The 15,530-nt window shown below is 61.6% G+C and carries 16 protein-coding genes; 8 read left to right on the top strand and 8 right to left on the bottom strand.

Annotation, left to right across the window (positions count from 1 at the left end; translation table 11 throughout):
• The first annotated feature begins 191 nt into the window (after positions 1 to 191).
• The 4 genes from ABTV87_RS14110 (at position 192) to ABTV87_RS14095 (ending at position 5,121) form a co-directional block, all read left to right on the top strand.
• Positions 192 to 374: a DUF6026 family protein gene (locus ABTV87_RS14110; RefSeq protein ID WP_258713538.1), complete on the top strand. Its 183-nt coding sequence runs from the start codon at positions 192 to 194 to the stop codon at positions 372 to 374.
• Between the two features lie 212 nt (positions 375 to 586).
• Positions 587 to 2,338 carry a phosphoethanolamine transferase CptA gene (locus tag ABTV87_RS14105; protein ID WP_007957509.1) on the top strand — a complete coding sequence of 584 codons (1,752 nt, stop codon included), beginning with the start codon at positions 587 to 589 and terminating at the stop codon, positions 2,336 to 2,338.
• 144 nt (positions 2,339 to 2,482) lie between these two features.
• Positions 2,483 to 4,729: a TonB-dependent siderophore receptor gene (locus ABTV87_RS14100; RefSeq protein WP_221535442.1), complete on the top strand. Its 2,247-nt coding sequence runs from the start codon at positions 2,483 to 2,485 to the stop codon at positions 4,727 to 4,729.
• Between the two features lie 185 nt (positions 4,730 to 4,914).
• Positions 4,915 to 5,121 carry a hypothetical protein gene (locus ABTV87_RS14095; RefSeq protein ID WP_007957512.1) on the top strand — a complete coding sequence of 69 codons (207 nt, stop codon included), beginning with the start codon at positions 4,915 to 4,917 and terminating at the stop codon, positions 5,119 to 5,121.
• Between the two features lie 83 nt (positions 5,122 to 5,204).
• Here the strand turns inward: ABTV87_RS14095 and ABTV87_RS14090 are convergent, their stop codons facing one another.
• From ABTV87_RS14090 to ABTV87_RS14060, 7 genes are all read right to left on the bottom strand, one after another.
• Positions 5,205 to 5,702 (bottom strand): GNAT family N-acetyltransferase, encoded by a 498-nt coding sequence (locus ABTV87_RS14090; protein WP_115077848.1) that lies wholly within the window; start codon positions 5,700 to 5,702, stop codon positions 5,205 to 5,207.
• 98 nt (positions 5,703 to 5,800) lie between these two features.
• Positions 5,801 to 6,382, bottom strand: coding sequence for a DinB family protein (locus ABTV87_RS14085; protein WP_221535443.1), 582 nt, complete (start codon positions 6,380 to 6,382; stop codon positions 5,801 to 5,803).
• Positions 6,383 to 6,399: 17 nt separating this feature from the next.
• Complete coding sequence (gene zapE / locus ABTV87_RS14080) at positions 6,400 to 7,518, bottom strand: cell division protein ZapE (RefSeq protein ID WP_433899799.1); 1,119 nt, start codon at positions 7,516 to 7,518, stop codon at positions 6,400 to 6,402.
• Positions 7,519 to 7,540: 22 nt separating this feature from the next.
• Complete coding sequence (locus ABTV87_RS14075) at positions 7,541 to 7,882, bottom strand: nuclear transport factor 2 family protein (RefSeq protein ID WP_007957516.1); 342 nt, start codon at positions 7,880 to 7,882, stop codon at positions 7,541 to 7,543.
• 51 nt (positions 7,883 to 7,933) lie between these two features.
• The gene (locus tag ABTV87_RS14070) at positions 7,934 to 8,650 is read right to left on the bottom strand and encodes a helix-turn-helix transcriptional regulator (protein WP_433899798.1); all 717 of its coding nucleotides are present in this window, start codon (positions 8,648 to 8,650) and stop codon (positions 7,934 to 7,936) included.
• An 88-nt stretch (positions 8,651 to 8,738) separates the two neighbouring features.
• Positions 8,739 to 9,698 carry an agmatinase gene (speB, locus tag ABTV87_RS14065; RefSeq protein ID WP_433899797.1) on the bottom strand — a complete coding sequence of 320 codons (960 nt, stop codon included), beginning with the start codon at positions 9,696 to 9,698 and terminating at the stop codon, positions 8,739 to 8,741.
• A gap of 26 nt (positions 9,699 to 9,724) precedes the next feature.
• On the bottom strand, positions 9,725 to 10,816 hold the full coding sequence (locus ABTV87_RS14060; RefSeq protein ID WP_273900209.1) for a polyamine ABC transporter substrate-binding protein: 1,092 nt from the start codon (positions 10,814 to 10,816) through the stop codon (positions 9,725 to 9,727).
• 99 nt (positions 10,817 to 10,915) lie between these two features.
• On the opposite strand from ABTV87_RS14060, the gene ABTV87_RS14055 reads away from it, so the two are divergent.
• The 4 genes from ABTV87_RS14055 (at position 10,916) to ABTV87_RS14040 (ending at position 14,577) form a co-directional block, all read left to right on the top strand.
• Complete coding sequence (locus ABTV87_RS14055) at positions 10,916 to 11,815, top strand: LysR family transcriptional regulator (protein WP_433899796.1); 900 nt, start codon at positions 10,916 to 10,918, stop codon at positions 11,813 to 11,815.
• Positions 11,816 to 11,957: 142 nt separating this feature from the next.
• Entirely contained in the window at positions 11,958 to 13,424 is a 1,467-nt protein-coding gene (locus tag ABTV87_RS14050; protein ID WP_221535447.1) for a nucleobase:cation symporter-2 family protein, read from the top strand.
• 70 nt (positions 13,425 to 13,494) lie between these two features.
• Positions 13,495 to 13,968: an LEA type 2 family protein gene (locus tag ABTV87_RS14045; RefSeq protein WP_007957522.1), complete on the top strand. Its 474-nt coding sequence runs from the start codon at positions 13,495 to 13,497 to the stop codon at positions 13,966 to 13,968.
• Between the two features lie 51 nt (positions 13,969 to 14,019).
• Positions 14,020 to 14,577, top strand: coding sequence for a GNAT family N-acetyltransferase (locus ABTV87_RS14040; protein WP_433899795.1), 558 nt, complete (start codon positions 14,020 to 14,022; stop codon positions 14,575 to 14,577).
• Here the strand turns inward: ABTV87_RS14040 and ABTV87_RS14035 are convergent.
• Positions 14,567 to 15,490 (bottom strand): carbon-nitrogen hydrolase family protein, encoded by a 924-nt coding sequence (locus tag ABTV87_RS14035; RefSeq protein ID WP_433899794.1) that lies wholly within the window; start codon positions 15,488 to 15,490, stop codon positions 14,567 to 14,569. The genes ABTV87_RS14040 and ABTV87_RS14035 overlap by 11 nt on opposite strands.
• Positions 15,491 to 15,530 lie beyond the last annotated feature (40 nt).

The following is a 15,530-nucleotide window of genomic DNA, read 5'->3' as shown; positions in this document are numbered from 1 at the left end:
GGTTGAAGTTTCCGTGCATTGTGCCCGATCCAGACTGATAACGTCTGGAAACGCGCCGAAGACACAACGACCATGAAAAATAAAAAAGTTCCATTCACGAGCAAAAGAAATCAAAATCGGCGCCGATAGCAGGTCAAGGCCCGAAACCGGGGCTGATCTGCAGTTGAGACACGCCATTTGCGAGGTGAGCAATGGGCACAGTACACACAGCAATGCCGCCACAAACCCTGTACGTCACCATCCGTCGCGATGAATTGCGACAGTTGAAAGATGAACGCGATCAGCTCAAGCAGGAACTCGCGCAATTGCGCCTGCTGACCCAGGGCGCCGAGCCACAGCCTCTGCCGCGCGTACAGCGCTCGCCTAACGCCTGATCTCCCCGCCCGTTTCGGGAGCGGCCATTGCCGTTCCCGACATGCTGCACCTCCAGCCGATTCCGGCAACTAACAAAGTTTTCACATTCGCTTGTTGATACTCCGGCGCATTCTGGCCGTGCGTGTCTGCGCATGGCCTCCGTTCGTCGGGTTCATGCGCCGGTTGCATGACGCGCCCGGCGGTGGATGTGACGACTGAGCTGGAGTGCTGAATGGCGGTGTTCAAACGCAGCAATACGACTGCGACAGGTTTCGACTGGGCCGGTTTTCTCTGGCTGTTCGTGTTTTTCTGGTACTTCTCCGGTATCACCCAACTGCTGATCCAGTTGACAGGCACCTCCGGGTTCACCGGCTTTCGCCAGGCCTTCGTGATGAGCGCCGTGTGGCTCGCGCCGATGCTGCTGTTCCCCAAACGCACCCGTCTGCTCGCCGCGCTGATCGGCGTGGTGCTGTGGGCCTGCTCGATGGCCAGCCTGGGTTACTTCTTCATCTACCAGCAGGAATTCTCCCAGAGCGTGATCTTCATCATGTTCGAGTCGAATGTGTCCGAAGCCGGCGAGTACATGACCCAGTACTTCGCCTGGTGGATGGTCCCGGCGTTCCTCGCGCACACCGCATTCGCCTATTTCCTGTGGACCCGCCTGCGTCCGGTGTACCTGCCCCGTGGCCGCGCGTTCGTCGCCGCCATGGCGATTCTGGTGGCCGTGATCGGTTATCCGCTGGTCAAGCAGACAATGCGCACCGGCAGCTTCGCCCAGGGCTTCGAGAAATTCGAAACCCGCATCGAGCCGGCTGTGCCGTGGCAGATGGCCGTGGCTTATCACCGCTATCAGGAAACCCTGGCCGACATGCAGGGCATGCTGCACAGCGCGAGCAAGATCCCACCGCTGAAAAACCTCAAGGACTCGGGCGCCAACCAGCCGGCGACCCTGGTGCTGGTGATCGGCGAATCCACCAACCGCCAGCGCATGAGCCTCTACGGTTACCCGCGTAAAACCACGCCGGAACTGGACAAGCTCAAGGATCAGCTGTCGGTCTTCGACAACGTCATCACCCCGCGCCCTTACACCATTGAAGCGCTGCAACAGGTGCTGACCTTCGCCGACGAAGAAAACCCGGACCTGTACCTGTCCACGCCGTCGCTGGTCAGCATGATGAAACAGGCCGGCTACAAGACCTTCTGGATCACCAACCAGCAGACCATGACCAAGCGCAACACCATGCTCACGACGTTCTCCGAACAGGCCGACGAGCAGGTGTACCTGAACAACAACCGCAACCAGAACGCCGCGCAGTACGACGGCGACGTGATCGAGCCGTTCAACAAGGCCTTGGCCGACGCGGCGCCGCGCAAGTTGATCGTCGTGCATCTGCTCGGTACGCACATGAGCTACCAGTACCGTTATCCGCCGAGCTTCGACAAGTTCCAGGATCGCAACGGCGTTCCGGCCGGCGTGCGTGACGATCAGGTGCCGACCTACAACAGCTACGACAACGCGGTGCTGTACAACGATTTCGTGGTGTCGAGTCTGATCAAGGACTACGCCAAATCCGATCCGAACGGCTTTTTGCTGTACCTCTCCGACCACGGTGAAGACGTGTTCGACTCGGTGGGCCACAGCACCTTGGGCCGCAACGAAAACAAGCCGACCGCGCCGATGTACACCATTCCGTTCATGGCTTGGGCGTCGCCGAAGTGGCGTGAAAACCACGACTGGAGTTTCGCCGGGGATCTGAGCCGGCCGTACAGCAGCTCGCACCTGATCCACACCTGGGCGGATCTCGCCGGCTTGAGTTTCGATGAACTCGACCGCAGCAAGAGCCTGGTCAGCGACAGCTTCAAGCCCCGTCCGCTGTTGATCGGCAACCCTTACGAGCGTGAACAGCGGGCCCTGATCGACTTCAGCCTGATGAAGCCGAAAAAACCCGCCGCCACGACCACGGAAGTGGTGCTGCAGGAATAAAAAAAAGGGCCGGAAACGGCCCTTTTTTCATATCGGCGAAACATCTTCAAATAACAATATTTCTCGTTTGACACTAAATCGCACTGCCCGCTTTCGTCTTTGAGCAAACGGAATTTTTCCCTCGATGACAAGGAGTCGGCTGCGATGTTCGCGCCCATCACCCGTTCCATGACCCTCACCCTGGGCCTGTGCAGTGTTGCACTGAGCCCGGATCTGCTGGCTGAAACCGACACAGAAAAACAGTCGCCCCCCGCTGCGCCGGCCCTGGAGCTGGCATCCACCAGCGTCACCGCCCAAGGCCTGGGCAACACCACCGAAAACACCCACGCCTACACCACCGGCGCCATGAGCACGGCAACGCGGTTGAACCTGTCGATCAAGGAAACCCCGCAGTCAGTTTCCGTGGTCACTCGCCAGCAGATGGATGATTTCAAGCTCGGTACATTGTCCGAGGCCATGAGCCAGACCACCGGCATCGTGGTGCAACACAACGATTCGGATCGGGTCAGCTATTCGTCCCGCGGCTACTCGATCAACAATTTCCAGATCGACGGGATGCTCAACACCTTCCAGTACATGAAGTCCGATTCGGACACCATCATCTACGACCGCATCGAAGTCGTGCGCGGCGCCACCGGCCTGACCACCGGCGCAGGCGATCCGTCGGCAACCATCAACATGGTGCGCAAACGCCCGACCGCCCAATGGCAGGCTCAGGCCGGTGCGAGCGGCGGCAGCTATGACGATTACTACAGTTACGTCGATGTCGGCGGCCCGCTGGCGTTCGACGGGCGACTGCGCGGTCGCAGCGTGCTGGCCTACCGCGACCAGGGATCGTTTCGCGACAAGTACGCCCTGCAACGGGAAGTCGGCTACGGCATCCTCGAAGCCGACCTGACCGACTCCACCGTGCTGGCCGTCGGTTACGACTATCAGGACAAACAGGTGCAAGGCTCTTCGTGGGGCACCTTGCCGTACTGGAACGCCGACGGCAGCAAGGCCAGCCTCGGACGTTCGACCAACATGGCGACCTCCTGGAGTTCCTGGCCGCTGCGCGACAAGACCGCGTTCGCCACCCTCGATCAGGCCCTGGCGGGCGACTGGCACCTGAAAGCCGCCTACACCCACCGCAAGAGCGACACCGACGGCAAGGTCTACTACGCCGGCGCCGGTTTCCCCGAACCTGATCGCAGCGGCATGACCGCCTACAGCTCACACATGATCGGCCCGCAGCGCATGAAGGCGTACGACTTCAACCTGTCCGGCCCCTACTCGCTGCTGGGCCGCGAACATCAGATGATGATCGGCTACGGCGAAGCCGAGCGCAGCTCCAGCTCGCCGTACACCGTTGACGGTCCGGTGGCGCGCAACTACAGCACCATTCGCGACTGGAAGTACATGGGCGACATTGCCAGATTCCCGGACACCGTGACCGGGCTCACCAGTGCCAAAGACAGCACGCAACAAAAAGCAGGTTATCTGGCGACCCGCCTGAGCCTGACGGACGACCTGCACGCCGTGCTCGGCACTCGCTACGGCAGCTGGAAGGCGTCAAAAACGGCCAACACCTTCGACGACAACCTGCAACTGGAAAGCGTCGATGCCAGCCGCCAGCAGCACAACGACATGTGGACTCCCTACGCCGGCCTGCTCTATGACCTGACGCCGGAGTACACCGTTTACGCCAGCTACACCGACATCTTCAAACCGCAGACCTACCGCGACGCCAACCGCAAGTTCATCGAGCCGATCGTTGGCAGCAACTATGAAATCGGGCTCAAGGGCAGCCTGCTGGACGAACGCCTGAATCTGGCCACCGCCATTTTCTGGAGCAAGCAGGACAACGTCGCCGAAGTGGATGACTCGGTGCCGCCGGATCCGGTGACCCTGGAGGAGTTCTACAAGTCCGGCGGCAAGGGCAACAAGGTCAACGGTTTCGAAGCCGAGGTCTCTGGCGAAGTTCTCGACGGCTGGAACATGACCGCCGGTTACACCTACACCCACTCGGTCAACGGCGAGAAAAATCGCACCAACACCAACCAGCCGCTGAACCTGTTCCGTTTGTCCACGGCCTATCGCTTGCCGGGCAACTGGAACGCCCTGACCGTGGGCGGCGCGGTGAACTGGCAAAGCGACGTATACGGCAATTCCAACCGACCGGTCGGACGCAACGCCAATGGCCGGATCATCACCGAGCGGGCGCGAATCAGTCAGGACGCCTACACAGTGGTCAAGTTGATGTCGCGTTATGAGTTCGACAAACACCTGTCGGCGTCCCTCAACGTCGACAACCTGTTCGACAAGAAGTATTACGACAACGTCGGCTTCTACAACGGCGTGTTCTGGGGCGATCCTCGCACCGTGACGCTGAGCCTCGACTGGAAACTCTGACGCCCTTCCCTCGTGACCTGCACGCGTTATTCACGCGTGCAGCGTTCGTCCGATACGCCGTGGAAACACCCGGTAAAACCTACACTGAACGAGCGTTAACCTCTCGTTAATGCCCTCGACGGACACTGCGCCCCGAGGACCAGATTCATGGACGAACGGCTCCGACATTTTTCGTAGGAGGCACCATGAAAACCACGACTGCAATCCTTGCAGGTCTGCTCACACTGGCATCCGCCAGCGCATTCGCCGAAGGCGGCGCCGAGCGCATGAGACATTACTGGGCAAACTTCCCGGTTCATTCCGCACAGAGCCAGCAGGCTGACGCGAAGACCAATGAACTCAAGGTTCCGGACGACCAGACCGCCCAGGTCACCGAGTCCTATCGCCCTTGAGCGAACGCTTTACCGATGGACCTGCGATGGCTCCGCTCCGGCACCGCAGATGACAGTTGGGCGCCCTTTCCGGGCGCCTTTTTTTATGCCTGCAAATCCTTGATCCAGAACAGCATGCGCCCGTGATTGGGATCGAACATGCCCGGCGCGAAGCCGAATTTGGCGTAGGAATTTTGCGCCACGGCGTTGCCTTCAAGCACTTCCAGAGTGATCTTGCAGCAACCGCGCTGACGGGCGATGTCCTCGACCTTGCGCAGCATTTTCTGACTCAGCCCCAAACCGCGAAACTTGGTCACCACGGACACGTCGTGCACGTTGACCAGCGGCTTGCAGGCAAACGTGGAAAACCCTTCAAAGCAGTTCACCAGCCCCGCCGGCTCGCCACCGACAAACGCCAGGACGCTGAACGCGTGGGGCCGCTTGGCCAGTTCGGCGGGCAGTTGCTGCAACAGCTCGGGGGCAATGGGATGGCCGCCGCCCATCGGGTCTTCGGCGTAATGATTGAGCACCACACCGATGGCCTCGGCATGCACCGGGTTGGTGTAACTGGCTTGAAGCACAAGAATTTCTGCGGAATCCATTTCCTTCCTCGATCGCACGGCGCCCCGGCGCGTTTGATACGCACTGATAGGCTCGGCGACCTTAGCGCGAGGCAGGTCCCGGCGACAACCCGGCATTTTCAGTGCCCCCAGATGAGTTCTTCGGTCCAGCCGAGCTCGGCGAAATCCTCGGCTCGCAAACCGGACTCGCCGGCACAGAAAAACTCGTCCAGCTGCGGCGGTTTCACCGAGGTACCGCTGAGCATCGCGTGGACCTGGCCACGGTGGTGAATCTGGTGTTCGAACAGATGCGAAATCATCCGCAGACGACTGTCGTGTTGCGGCGTGTCGCGGGCGATGGTCACGATACGCCCCAGATCGGCATCGCGCAGTTGCTCGCAATAGGCGACCAGCCGACGGTCGACATGCGCCTGTTCACGGCGCAAGGCCTGAGCCTCGGTGAAGGGTTCGTCAGCGTTGAAGAACACGTAGCAATCGGGATGCGGTTCGTCGCCGCGCAACTCACGCTCCAGCGCGTCGACGTAGAACCAGTCGCAGGTGAGGATGTGGTTAAGGGTCAGGCGGATGCTCGGGAAGAAACTGACCCGTGGCGCTGCCAGCTGCGCGTCGTCGAGCTGGCTCCAGGCCTTGGCCAGTCGATGGTTGGCCCAGGCGTTCTGATAAGCCATGGTCAGCAAATGGTGGGACAGTGGCTGAGTCATGTCGCGCCCTCCGTGTTTCAGGTTTCGGCGAAGCGTTGCAGCTGCATCTCCTGCAAGCGGCTGAGGGTCCGGCGGAATGGGAATTCCAGATAGCCCTCGGTGTACAGCGCGTCCATCGGCACTTCGGCCTCGATGTACAGCGGCACCTTGCGGTCGTAGCACTCGTCGACCAGCGCGATGAAGCGGCGCACGCCGTCGTCGTGCACCGACAGCTGCGGCAATTCGCGGTCACCGGCCACCACCCGTTCCGCGCCATCCTCGGTGCCACGGGCAATCCGCCCTTCGCGTTTTTTCGCGCTGAGGTTCGGCACCTCGCTCAACAGGATAGCCCGGTAGGTGTCGCACAGCGCGATGAAATCCATGGCGGCGAACGGTTGCTCGCACAGGTCGGCGTAACGGCACCACAGCACCGAATCGCTGGCCTGCACCACGCTCAAGGCGCGGTAACCGACCGGCACCGGTTCGGCACTGACAGTCTGCCCGGCGGTCAAGGCGTCGAATACCTGGCTTAGTGCGCTAGCCTCCCCCGGAGATGCGACCCAATAGCGCTGCTCGATGGCGCCGGGATGCAAGCGGTGATCTTCGGCGCCATTCACCGCGACCACTTGCATGTGCTGCTTGATCGCGGTGATTGCCGGCAAAAAGCGGTCGCGGTTGAAGCCGTCGGCATACAACTGATCCGGCGGCAGGTTGGAGGTGCAGACCACCACCACGCCTTCGTCGAACATCACCTGAAACAGGCGCCCGAGAATGATTGCGTCACCGATGTCATTGACGAACAGTTCATCGAAACACAGCACCCGCACCTCGCCCGCCAATTCCCGAGCCAGCGCCCGCAATGGATCGGCGATCCCGGTCAGTTGAAACGAGCGTTGATGCACCCAGCCCATGAAGTGATGAAAGTGCTGCCGCCGCGCCGGCACCTGCAGGCTTTGATGGAACTGGTCCATCAGCCAGGTTTTGCCGCGCCCGACCGGGCCCCACAGGTAAACGCCGGTGACCGAAGGGGCACCGGCATGCAGGGCTTCATGGCATTTTTGCAAGGCCCAGACCGCGTGTTCCTGGGCTTCATCCTGGATGAAGCCCTTGTGGTCGACGGCGTATTGCCAGGCACTCAGGGGGGAGTCGAAAGTCATGCGCGGCAGTATGCCACGATGGCTACAGGGAAATATCCAGTCGAGCGATTTTGCCCTGTTCGTTGAGCCGGAACGTGTAGCGCAGCTCCAGCGGACTGCCGGGAAACGTTCCGGAAATCAGCCCTTGCACCAGCACCTTGCCGGTACGCTGCTGGACGCCCAGCACTTCGACCCGTGGCTGATAGCGCTGGGCGGTGTCTTGCATCCAGTTGGCGATGGCCTGCGGGCCGACCTGATGATGGCCTTCATCGAACACATGGGCATCCTCGGCAAAAAAACTGCCGACCCGGGACGTATCGCGAGCATTGGCGGCGTTGATGTACTCAACGATGGCCGGGGCGAGGATCGAGGTGGGATGGAACATGATTACAGCTCCTTTTTTCGGGTTCTGTCGCCATCCTAGAACAGCCCTGCGTCAATTCCTGTCAGGAGTGAAACGGCCGTTTTCGTCCAGTTGCATCTGCCGCTGCCAGGTTCGCAACAGGTCACTGCGACGCCCCGGATAGCGCTCGCCCTGCAGGCTGGCGGCGGCAATCCGGTCGGTGCGAAAGGTGCGATAGGCGCCGCGCAATTCACACCACGCGACGATGATCCGCACCTCGTTGAGAAAGCCCAGCGCCAGCGGCCAGATCAGGCGCTGGCTCTGCACCTGCTGCGCATCGGCGTAATCGATGTGCAGCTTGGCCTGATCGCGGATCGCGTGACGGAAAACGTTCAACGGCACCGCGTTTTGCGGAAAGCCGTAGCCCGAAGGCCCGGGCATGACGGTCGGATTGCGCATCGCCTCTTGGGCCTGCGGGTCCAGCACCGCAGCGATTTTCGCCAGTGCATCCGCCGCAGCCTTGCTCAGCACCTCGTCGCCGCGCTGATCGACATAACGCAGACCCAGCACGATGGCCTCGGTCTCGTCGGCGTTGAGCATCAGCGGCGGCAGAAACAGACCGCTGCGCAGTACGTAACCGATGCCCGCCTCGCCATGGATCGGCGCCCCGAGTGCGGTCAGTTCGGCGATGTCGCGATAGAGGGTGCGTTCAGAGATTTCCAACTCGGAGGCCAGCGTCGCCGCGGTCACCGGGCGTTTCTTGCCGCGCAGCACTTGCAGCAGGGTCAACAGACGAGTGGTTCGCGACACGGTGTGAGGCTCCGGGCAAAAATTTGCCGGAGCTTAGCAGAGCCTGGTGTCAGAAATTGTCAGGAGCTATCACCAGGCTCGGAGGGGATTACGCGTCGACTTTGTGCCGGGCCGCGTACAGGCAAAGCATCTCCATGGCCAGGGTCGCCGCCGCCAGCGACGTCACGTCCGCATGGTCATAGGCCGGCGCCACCTCCACCACGTCCATGCCCACCAGATTGATGCCGCGCAGGCCGCCAAGGATCTCCAGCGCCTGCACCGTGCTCAGGCCGCCGCACACCGGCGTACCGGTGCCCGGTGCAAAGGCCGGATCGAGGCAATCGATATCAAACGTCAGGTACACCGGGTTATCGCCGACACGCGCGCGAATGGCCTCGACGATCGCCTCACAACCACGGCGATGCACCTGCCGCGCGTCCAGCACCTGAAAGCCCTGATGATCGTCGTTGGTGGTGCGCAAGCCGATCTGCACCGAACGCGACGGATCCACCAGCCCTTCCCGCGCCGCATGCCAGAACATGGTGCCGTGATCGACCCGCTTGCCACCCTCGTCCGGCCAGGTGTCGCTGTGGGCATCGAAGTGGATCAGCGACAGCGTGCCGTGCTTGCGCGCATGGGCCTTGAGCAGCGGGTAGCTGATGAAGTGGTCGCCACCAAAGGTGAGCATCGCGCTGCCGGAACTGAGGATGTGCTCGGCGTGGGCCTCAATGCTTTCCGGAATGGTGTGTGGCGAGCCGTAATCGAAGTCGCAATCGCCGTAATCAATCACCGCCAGATGATCGAACGGGTCAAACGCCCATGGCCAGTGACGTTCCCAGGCAATCCCGGTGGACGCCGCACGAATCCCGCGCGGCCCGAAACGCGCGCCCGGACGGTTGCTGGTGGCGGTGTCGAACGGCACACCGCTGACCGCCACGTCCACGCCGCGCAAGTCACGGCTGTAGCGCCGGCGCATGAAACTGGTGATCCCGGCGTAGGTGCTTTCGGCAGCGGTGCCGTAAAGGCTGTCACGGGTCAGGGCCTGATCGTTTTGCTTTGGCACGTCCATCGGTGTGCTCCTGTTGTTATGGAAGGCTATTGGCGGCTACGGAAGGTTGTCCACAAGCGCGTGCGCTGGCGCATGTCCTTGAGGCTCATGCTGTGGTCGGCGTACAGCCGCTCGCGCACGTCGGGTTTCGGGAAAATGTCCGGATCGTTGCGCACTGCTTCATCCACCAGCGGCGTGGCGGCCTGGTTGGCGGTGGCAAAGAACAGCGTATTGGTAAGCGCCGCCACGGATTCGGGGCGCAACATGAACTCGATGAAGGTGCGAGCGGCCTCGGGGTGCGGCGCGTCTTTGGGGATGGCGAGGTTGTCCTGCCACACCAGCGTGCCTTCCTTGGGAATCCGGTAAGCCACTTCAAACGGCTTGTTGGCCTTGCGCGCCTGATCGGCCGCCATGCTCGCGTCACCGTTGTAGGTCAGCGCCAGGCAGACGCTGCCGTTGGCAAGATCGCTGATCTGCCGGCCGGTGGCGACGTACAGCACCGAGGGCTGCAACTTCTGCAACAAGGCTTCGGCGGCGGCCAGATCGGTCTTGTCGGTGCTGTAGGGATCTTTACCGAGATAGTGCAGCGCGAGGCCGATCACTTCCTGCGGCGAGTCAAGAATGGCGATTCCGCAGTCCTTGAGTTTGCTAGCGTATTCAGGCTTGAACAGCAGATCTAGGCTGTTGAGCGGCACATCCGGCAGCCGCTGTTTGACGGCTTCGACGTTCATGCCCAGCCCCAGCGTGCCCCAGGTGTACGGGACGCCGTAGCGGTTACCGGGATCGACCGCCGCCAGTTTTTCCAGCAGATCCGGATCGAGATTGGCGTAACCCTTGAGCCCTTCGTGAGGGATTTCCTTCAACGCGCCGGCGGCCAACCCACGGGCCAGCACGCTGGACGACGGCACCACCACGTCATAACCGCTGCCGCCGGTGAGCAATTTGGTTTCCAGCACCTCGGACGTATCGAAGGTGTCGTAGCGCACGTGGATGCCGGTTTCCTTTTCGAAGCGCTGCAAGGTTTCAGGCGCCACGTAATCGGCCCAGCTGTAGAGATTGAGGGTTTTCTCTTCGGCCTGAGCGGCGATGGAGACGGTAAGCAACAAAGCGGGCAAACACAGCTTGAAGACGGGAGCCATGACGAACACCTGACCGAAGGAAGTGGTGGCAGGATGCGCCGTCGGATACATTCGAGAAATATCAAGTTTGTTAACCTGACTTTATCCAGGAGTAATGTGATGCTCGGTCAGCTCCACGATGTCGATCTTCAGCTTCTGCGGCTGTTTCTCGGCGTGGTCGAATCCAATGGTTTCAGTGCTGCGCAAGGTGAACTGGGCCTGAGCCAGTCGAGCATCAGCCAGCAAATGGCCAAGCTTGAAACCCGTCTCGGCTATCGGGTGTGCAACCGTGGCAAGGGTGGTTTCAGCCTGACGCCCAAGGGCGAGCAACTGCTGATTGCCGCGCGGGCGCTGTTCGATTCGATCGAAACCTTCCGCCATCAATCCAACGGCGTCGCCGGACGCTTGATCGGCCAAGTGCGCCTGGGACTGTCGGAAGCGGTCGATCAGTCGGTGTTGCAACGGGTGGCGGATGCGATCCGGCGGTTTCGCGAGCGCGACGAATCAGTGCGCATCGAGCTGATCAGCGCCATGCCCGGAGAGATGGAGCGTCTGCTGCTGCAACAGCGGCTGGATTTGGCCATCGGTTACTTCTCCCAGGTGCAGAGCGCGTTCGACTACCGCGAACTGTTCAGCGAAACCCAGCATCTGTATTGCGCGCCCGGTCATCCGCTGTTTACCGACGAGGCGCCCGATGACGCCGCGTTGCAGGCCTGCGACCGGGTCGATCACCCCTATCGGTTTCTGCGCAGTGACGAGCCGTTTCAGGGCAAGGTCTGCTCGGCACGCTCGGAGCAGGTCGAAGGCACCCTCGCCTTTATTCTGTCCGGCAAACACGTCGGTTATCTGCCCAACCATTACGCGCGCCAATGGCAGGACAAAGGCTTGCTACGCCCGGTGCGCGAAGGCGAGTTGAGCTTTGACGTGGCGTTTCATCTGGCCCGCCATCGGGCGCAGGTGCCCGGTGATGCGCAGAAGGCTTTTGAAGAAGATCTGCTGTCAGCCTTTGGTCGAACCTGATCATTTTTTGGAACGCGGAGCGTCCCCGGCTGCATTCCCACGCAGAGCGTGGGAATGATCATGCGTTGCCCTCGCTCCCCTCTTACGGCATCCTGCGCACCCATTTTCCGACCCGGCCCCGCATTGCGGCACGCAAACCACCATGACCGTCTCTGAAAAAGCCCCGCGCAACAACGATCTGATCTACGGCCTCAACGACCGTCCGCACTTCACCGCAACGGTGTTTGCCGCCCTGCAACACGTGCTGGCCAGTTTCGTCGGCATCATCACCCCGACCCTGATCATGGGCGGCGCCCTCGGCCTGCAAAGCGAAATTCCGTACCTGATCAGCATGGCGCTGTTCGTCTCGGGCCTCGGCACATTCGTTCAGGCCAAGCGCTTCGGCCCGGTCGGTTCCGGGCTGTTGTGCCTGCAAGGCACCAGTTTTTCCTTTATCAGCGTGATTCTCAGCGCCGGTTTCATGGTCAAGGCCCGGGGCGGCGGCACCGATGAAATCCTCTCGACGATCTTCGGCGTGTGCTTCTTTGCCGCGTTCATCGAAGTGGTGCTGAGCCAGTTCATCGGCAAGTTGCGCATGCTGATCACCCCGGTGGTGACCGGCACCATCATCACCCTGATGGGCCTGTCGCTGATCAAAGTGGCGATGACCGACATTGCCGGCGGCTTCGGCGCGGCGGATCTGGGCGCGGCGAGCCATGTATTCCTGGCGGCGCTGGTGCTGGGCACCATCGTGGTGTTGAACCGGGTCGACGTGCCGTTCCTGCGGTTGGGCGCAATCGTCATCGGACTGACCCTCGGCTACGTGGTGGCGTGGTTGATGGGCACCGTGGATTTCGCCAACCTGCCGCAAGTGCCGGTGGTCAGCGTGCCGGTGCCGTTCAAATACGGTTTCAACTTCGACTGGGTGGCGTTCGTGCCGGTGGCGGTGATTTTCCTGGTTTCGCCGCTGGAAGCGGCCGGTGACCTGACCGCCAACTCGATGATCTCGCGGCAACCGGTCAAGGGCCCGCTGTACATCCGCCGGATCAAGTCCGGTTTGCTCGCCGACGGCCTCAACTCGGCCATGGCGGCGGTGTTCAACAGCATGCCGATGGTGACCTTCGCCCAGAACAACGGGGTGATTCAGCTTACTGGTGTGGCCAGCCGCTACGTGGCGTTCTTCATCGCCGGTCTGCTGGTGCTGCTGGGGCTATTCCCGATGATCGGTGCGGTGCTGCAACTGATGCCGAAACCGGTACTCGGCGGCGCAGAGCTGGTGATGTTCGGCACCGTGGCGGTGGCCGGGATCAAGATCCTCGCCGAGGCCGGCCTGCATCGGCGCAACATGCTGATCGTGGCGATTTCCCTCGGCATGGGCCTGGGCATTGCCGCCGTGCCGGAAGTGCTGCGCGAATTGCCGCAGGCGCTGCGCAATATTTTCGAGTCGCCAATTACCGTCGGTGCGCTGTGTGCGATCGTGCTGAATATCTTCCTCCCGGAAGAATTCATCGAGCTGGAAGAAGATGACTTCGACCCGGAAGCCTCTATCCTTCAGGTCATGGAAAACCCCGACCTGCCGGCCAAAGCTGAACCCGCATCAACGGCCGCTGTCGCACAGTTGAACCGTTGATCCTGTCCGCTCGATGAAAAAAGGGCTGATACCGGCGACGGTTCAGCCCTTTTTCAATGAGAGAGCATCAATGCGCCGTCTCCAAGCCGTCATCCTGTCCCTGCTTCTGCTCTCACTCAGCGCCTGCGCGCTGTTCCCCAACCGCGACCCGGTGAACATCAACGTGGTCGGCCTCGAACCGCTGCCGAGCCAGGATCTGGAAGTGCGCTTTGCGATCAAGCTGCGGGTGCAGAATCCCAACGAAACGCCCATCGACTACAACGGCATCGCGCTGGATCTGGAGGTCAACGGTCACTCGCTGGCGTCGGGTGTGAGCGATCAGAGCGGCTCGATTCCACGGTTCTCCGAAACCATCGTCAGCGTCCCGGTGAGCATTTCCGCGTTCTCGGTGCTGCGCCAGACCTTGGGCCTGAGCCAGACCCAAACCCTCGACAACCTGCCCTATGTGCTGCGCGGCAAACTGGCCGGCGGGTTGTTTGGCACGATGCGCTTTGTCGATACCGGCAAGCTGAGTCTGCCGAGGGCCAGTGCCGCAACCTGGTAAAGATGCGGTAGCCTGCAGCGTTTACTACAGAAACATGGAAGCTGCAGGCTTATGGAAGACACTCCCACGCTGTACACCGAACGGCTGATTTTGCGTCCGCTTGAACTCGCGGATGCCGAGGCGATCCAGCAGCAATTTCCCCACTGGGAAGTGGTGCAATATCTGAACGCTTTCGTGCCCTGGCCGTATCCGGACGACGGCGCCCTCACCTACCTGCGTGACATTGCGCTGCCGGCCATTGCGGCAGGCAAAGAGTGGCACTGGACGATTCGCCTCAAATCGGCACCGGAGCAATTGATCGGCAACATCAGCCTGATGGACGAGCCGGACAACCACCGTGGGTTCTGGCTCGCCCCGGCCTGGCAGGGTCAGGGCCTGATGACCGAAGCCAGCGAAGCCGTGAACCGGTACTGGTTCGAAACCCTCGATCAGCCGTTGATGCGCGTGCCGAAAGCCGCACCGAACCTTGGTTCGCGAAAGCTCTCGGAACGCGCTGGCATGTGCTTGATCCGCACCGATGAGGACGACTTCGTTGGCGGCCGCTTCCCACGGGAAATCTGGGAAATCACCCGCGAAGAATGGCGGCGCCGACAGTCCGTCAAACCGTGAACCGTACGCCCGGTTTCGCCCGCTCATCGACGCTCAACTCAAACACATCCGGCCGCGCATAGTGGCCGACCACGTCGTAGTCGTAGCGGGCGCGCACCAGTTCTTCGGTGTCGATTTCGGCGGTGAGCAGCCCGGCCTCACCGCGCAACGGCCCGGCCAACACATCGCCCATCGGCCCGACGATCACGCTGCCACCGGCGATCAGCGGTCGATCCCCCGGCCAGTTGGCGATTTCTACGCCCAGTTCATTCGGCGAGGCCTGCACCTGACAGGCGCTGACCACAAAGCAGCGCCCTTCATGGGCGATGTGGCGCATGCTCACCTGCCACATTTCGCGCTCGTCCACGGTCGGCGCACACCAGACCTCGATGCCCTTGGCGTACATCGCCGTGCGCAGCAGCGGCATCATATTTTCCCAGCAGATCACCGCGCCGAGTTTGCCGACCTGAGTGTCGAGCACCGGCAGCGTCGAACCGTCGCCCTTGCCCCAGATCAGCCGTTCGGTGCCGGTGGGCATCAGTTTGCGGTGTTTGGCCACAAGACCCGCCTGCGGGTCGAAATACAGCGCGGTGCAATGCAAGGTGCTGCCGGCCCGCTCGATCACGCCGATCACCAGATTGGCCCCGGTGCGCGCCGACAGCCCGGCCAGCGCTTCGGTTTCCGCCCCCGGCACGTCGATGGCGTTGGCAAAATAACGGGCGTAGGCCTCGCGCCCTTCCGGCAAGCGATAACCCAGTTGCGTGCCAAAGCCCTCGCCCTTCGGGTAACCGCCGAGCAACGCTTCGGGCATCACCACCAGCGTGGCGCCGGATTCGATGATCGCGGTTTCCCAACTCAGGATCTGATCCAGGGTCTCAGCCTTGCCACCGGGCAAGGCGCCGATCTGCAGGGCGGCAACGATTGATTTGGGCATGGCGGTCACTCCGTGAAGTTCAGGTGTTGCTCATTCTCCG

Origin of the sequence: Pseudomonas sp. PSE1(2024), from assembly GCF_050990555.1 — a bacterium.
Taxonomy (GTDB): Bacteria; Pseudomonadota; Gammaproteobacteria; order Pseudomonadales; family Pseudomonadaceae; genus Aquipseudomonas; species Aquipseudomonas aphyarum.
Note: the sequence above shows the minus strand (reverse complement) of the source record. Positions and strands in the feature narration are given on the sequence as shown.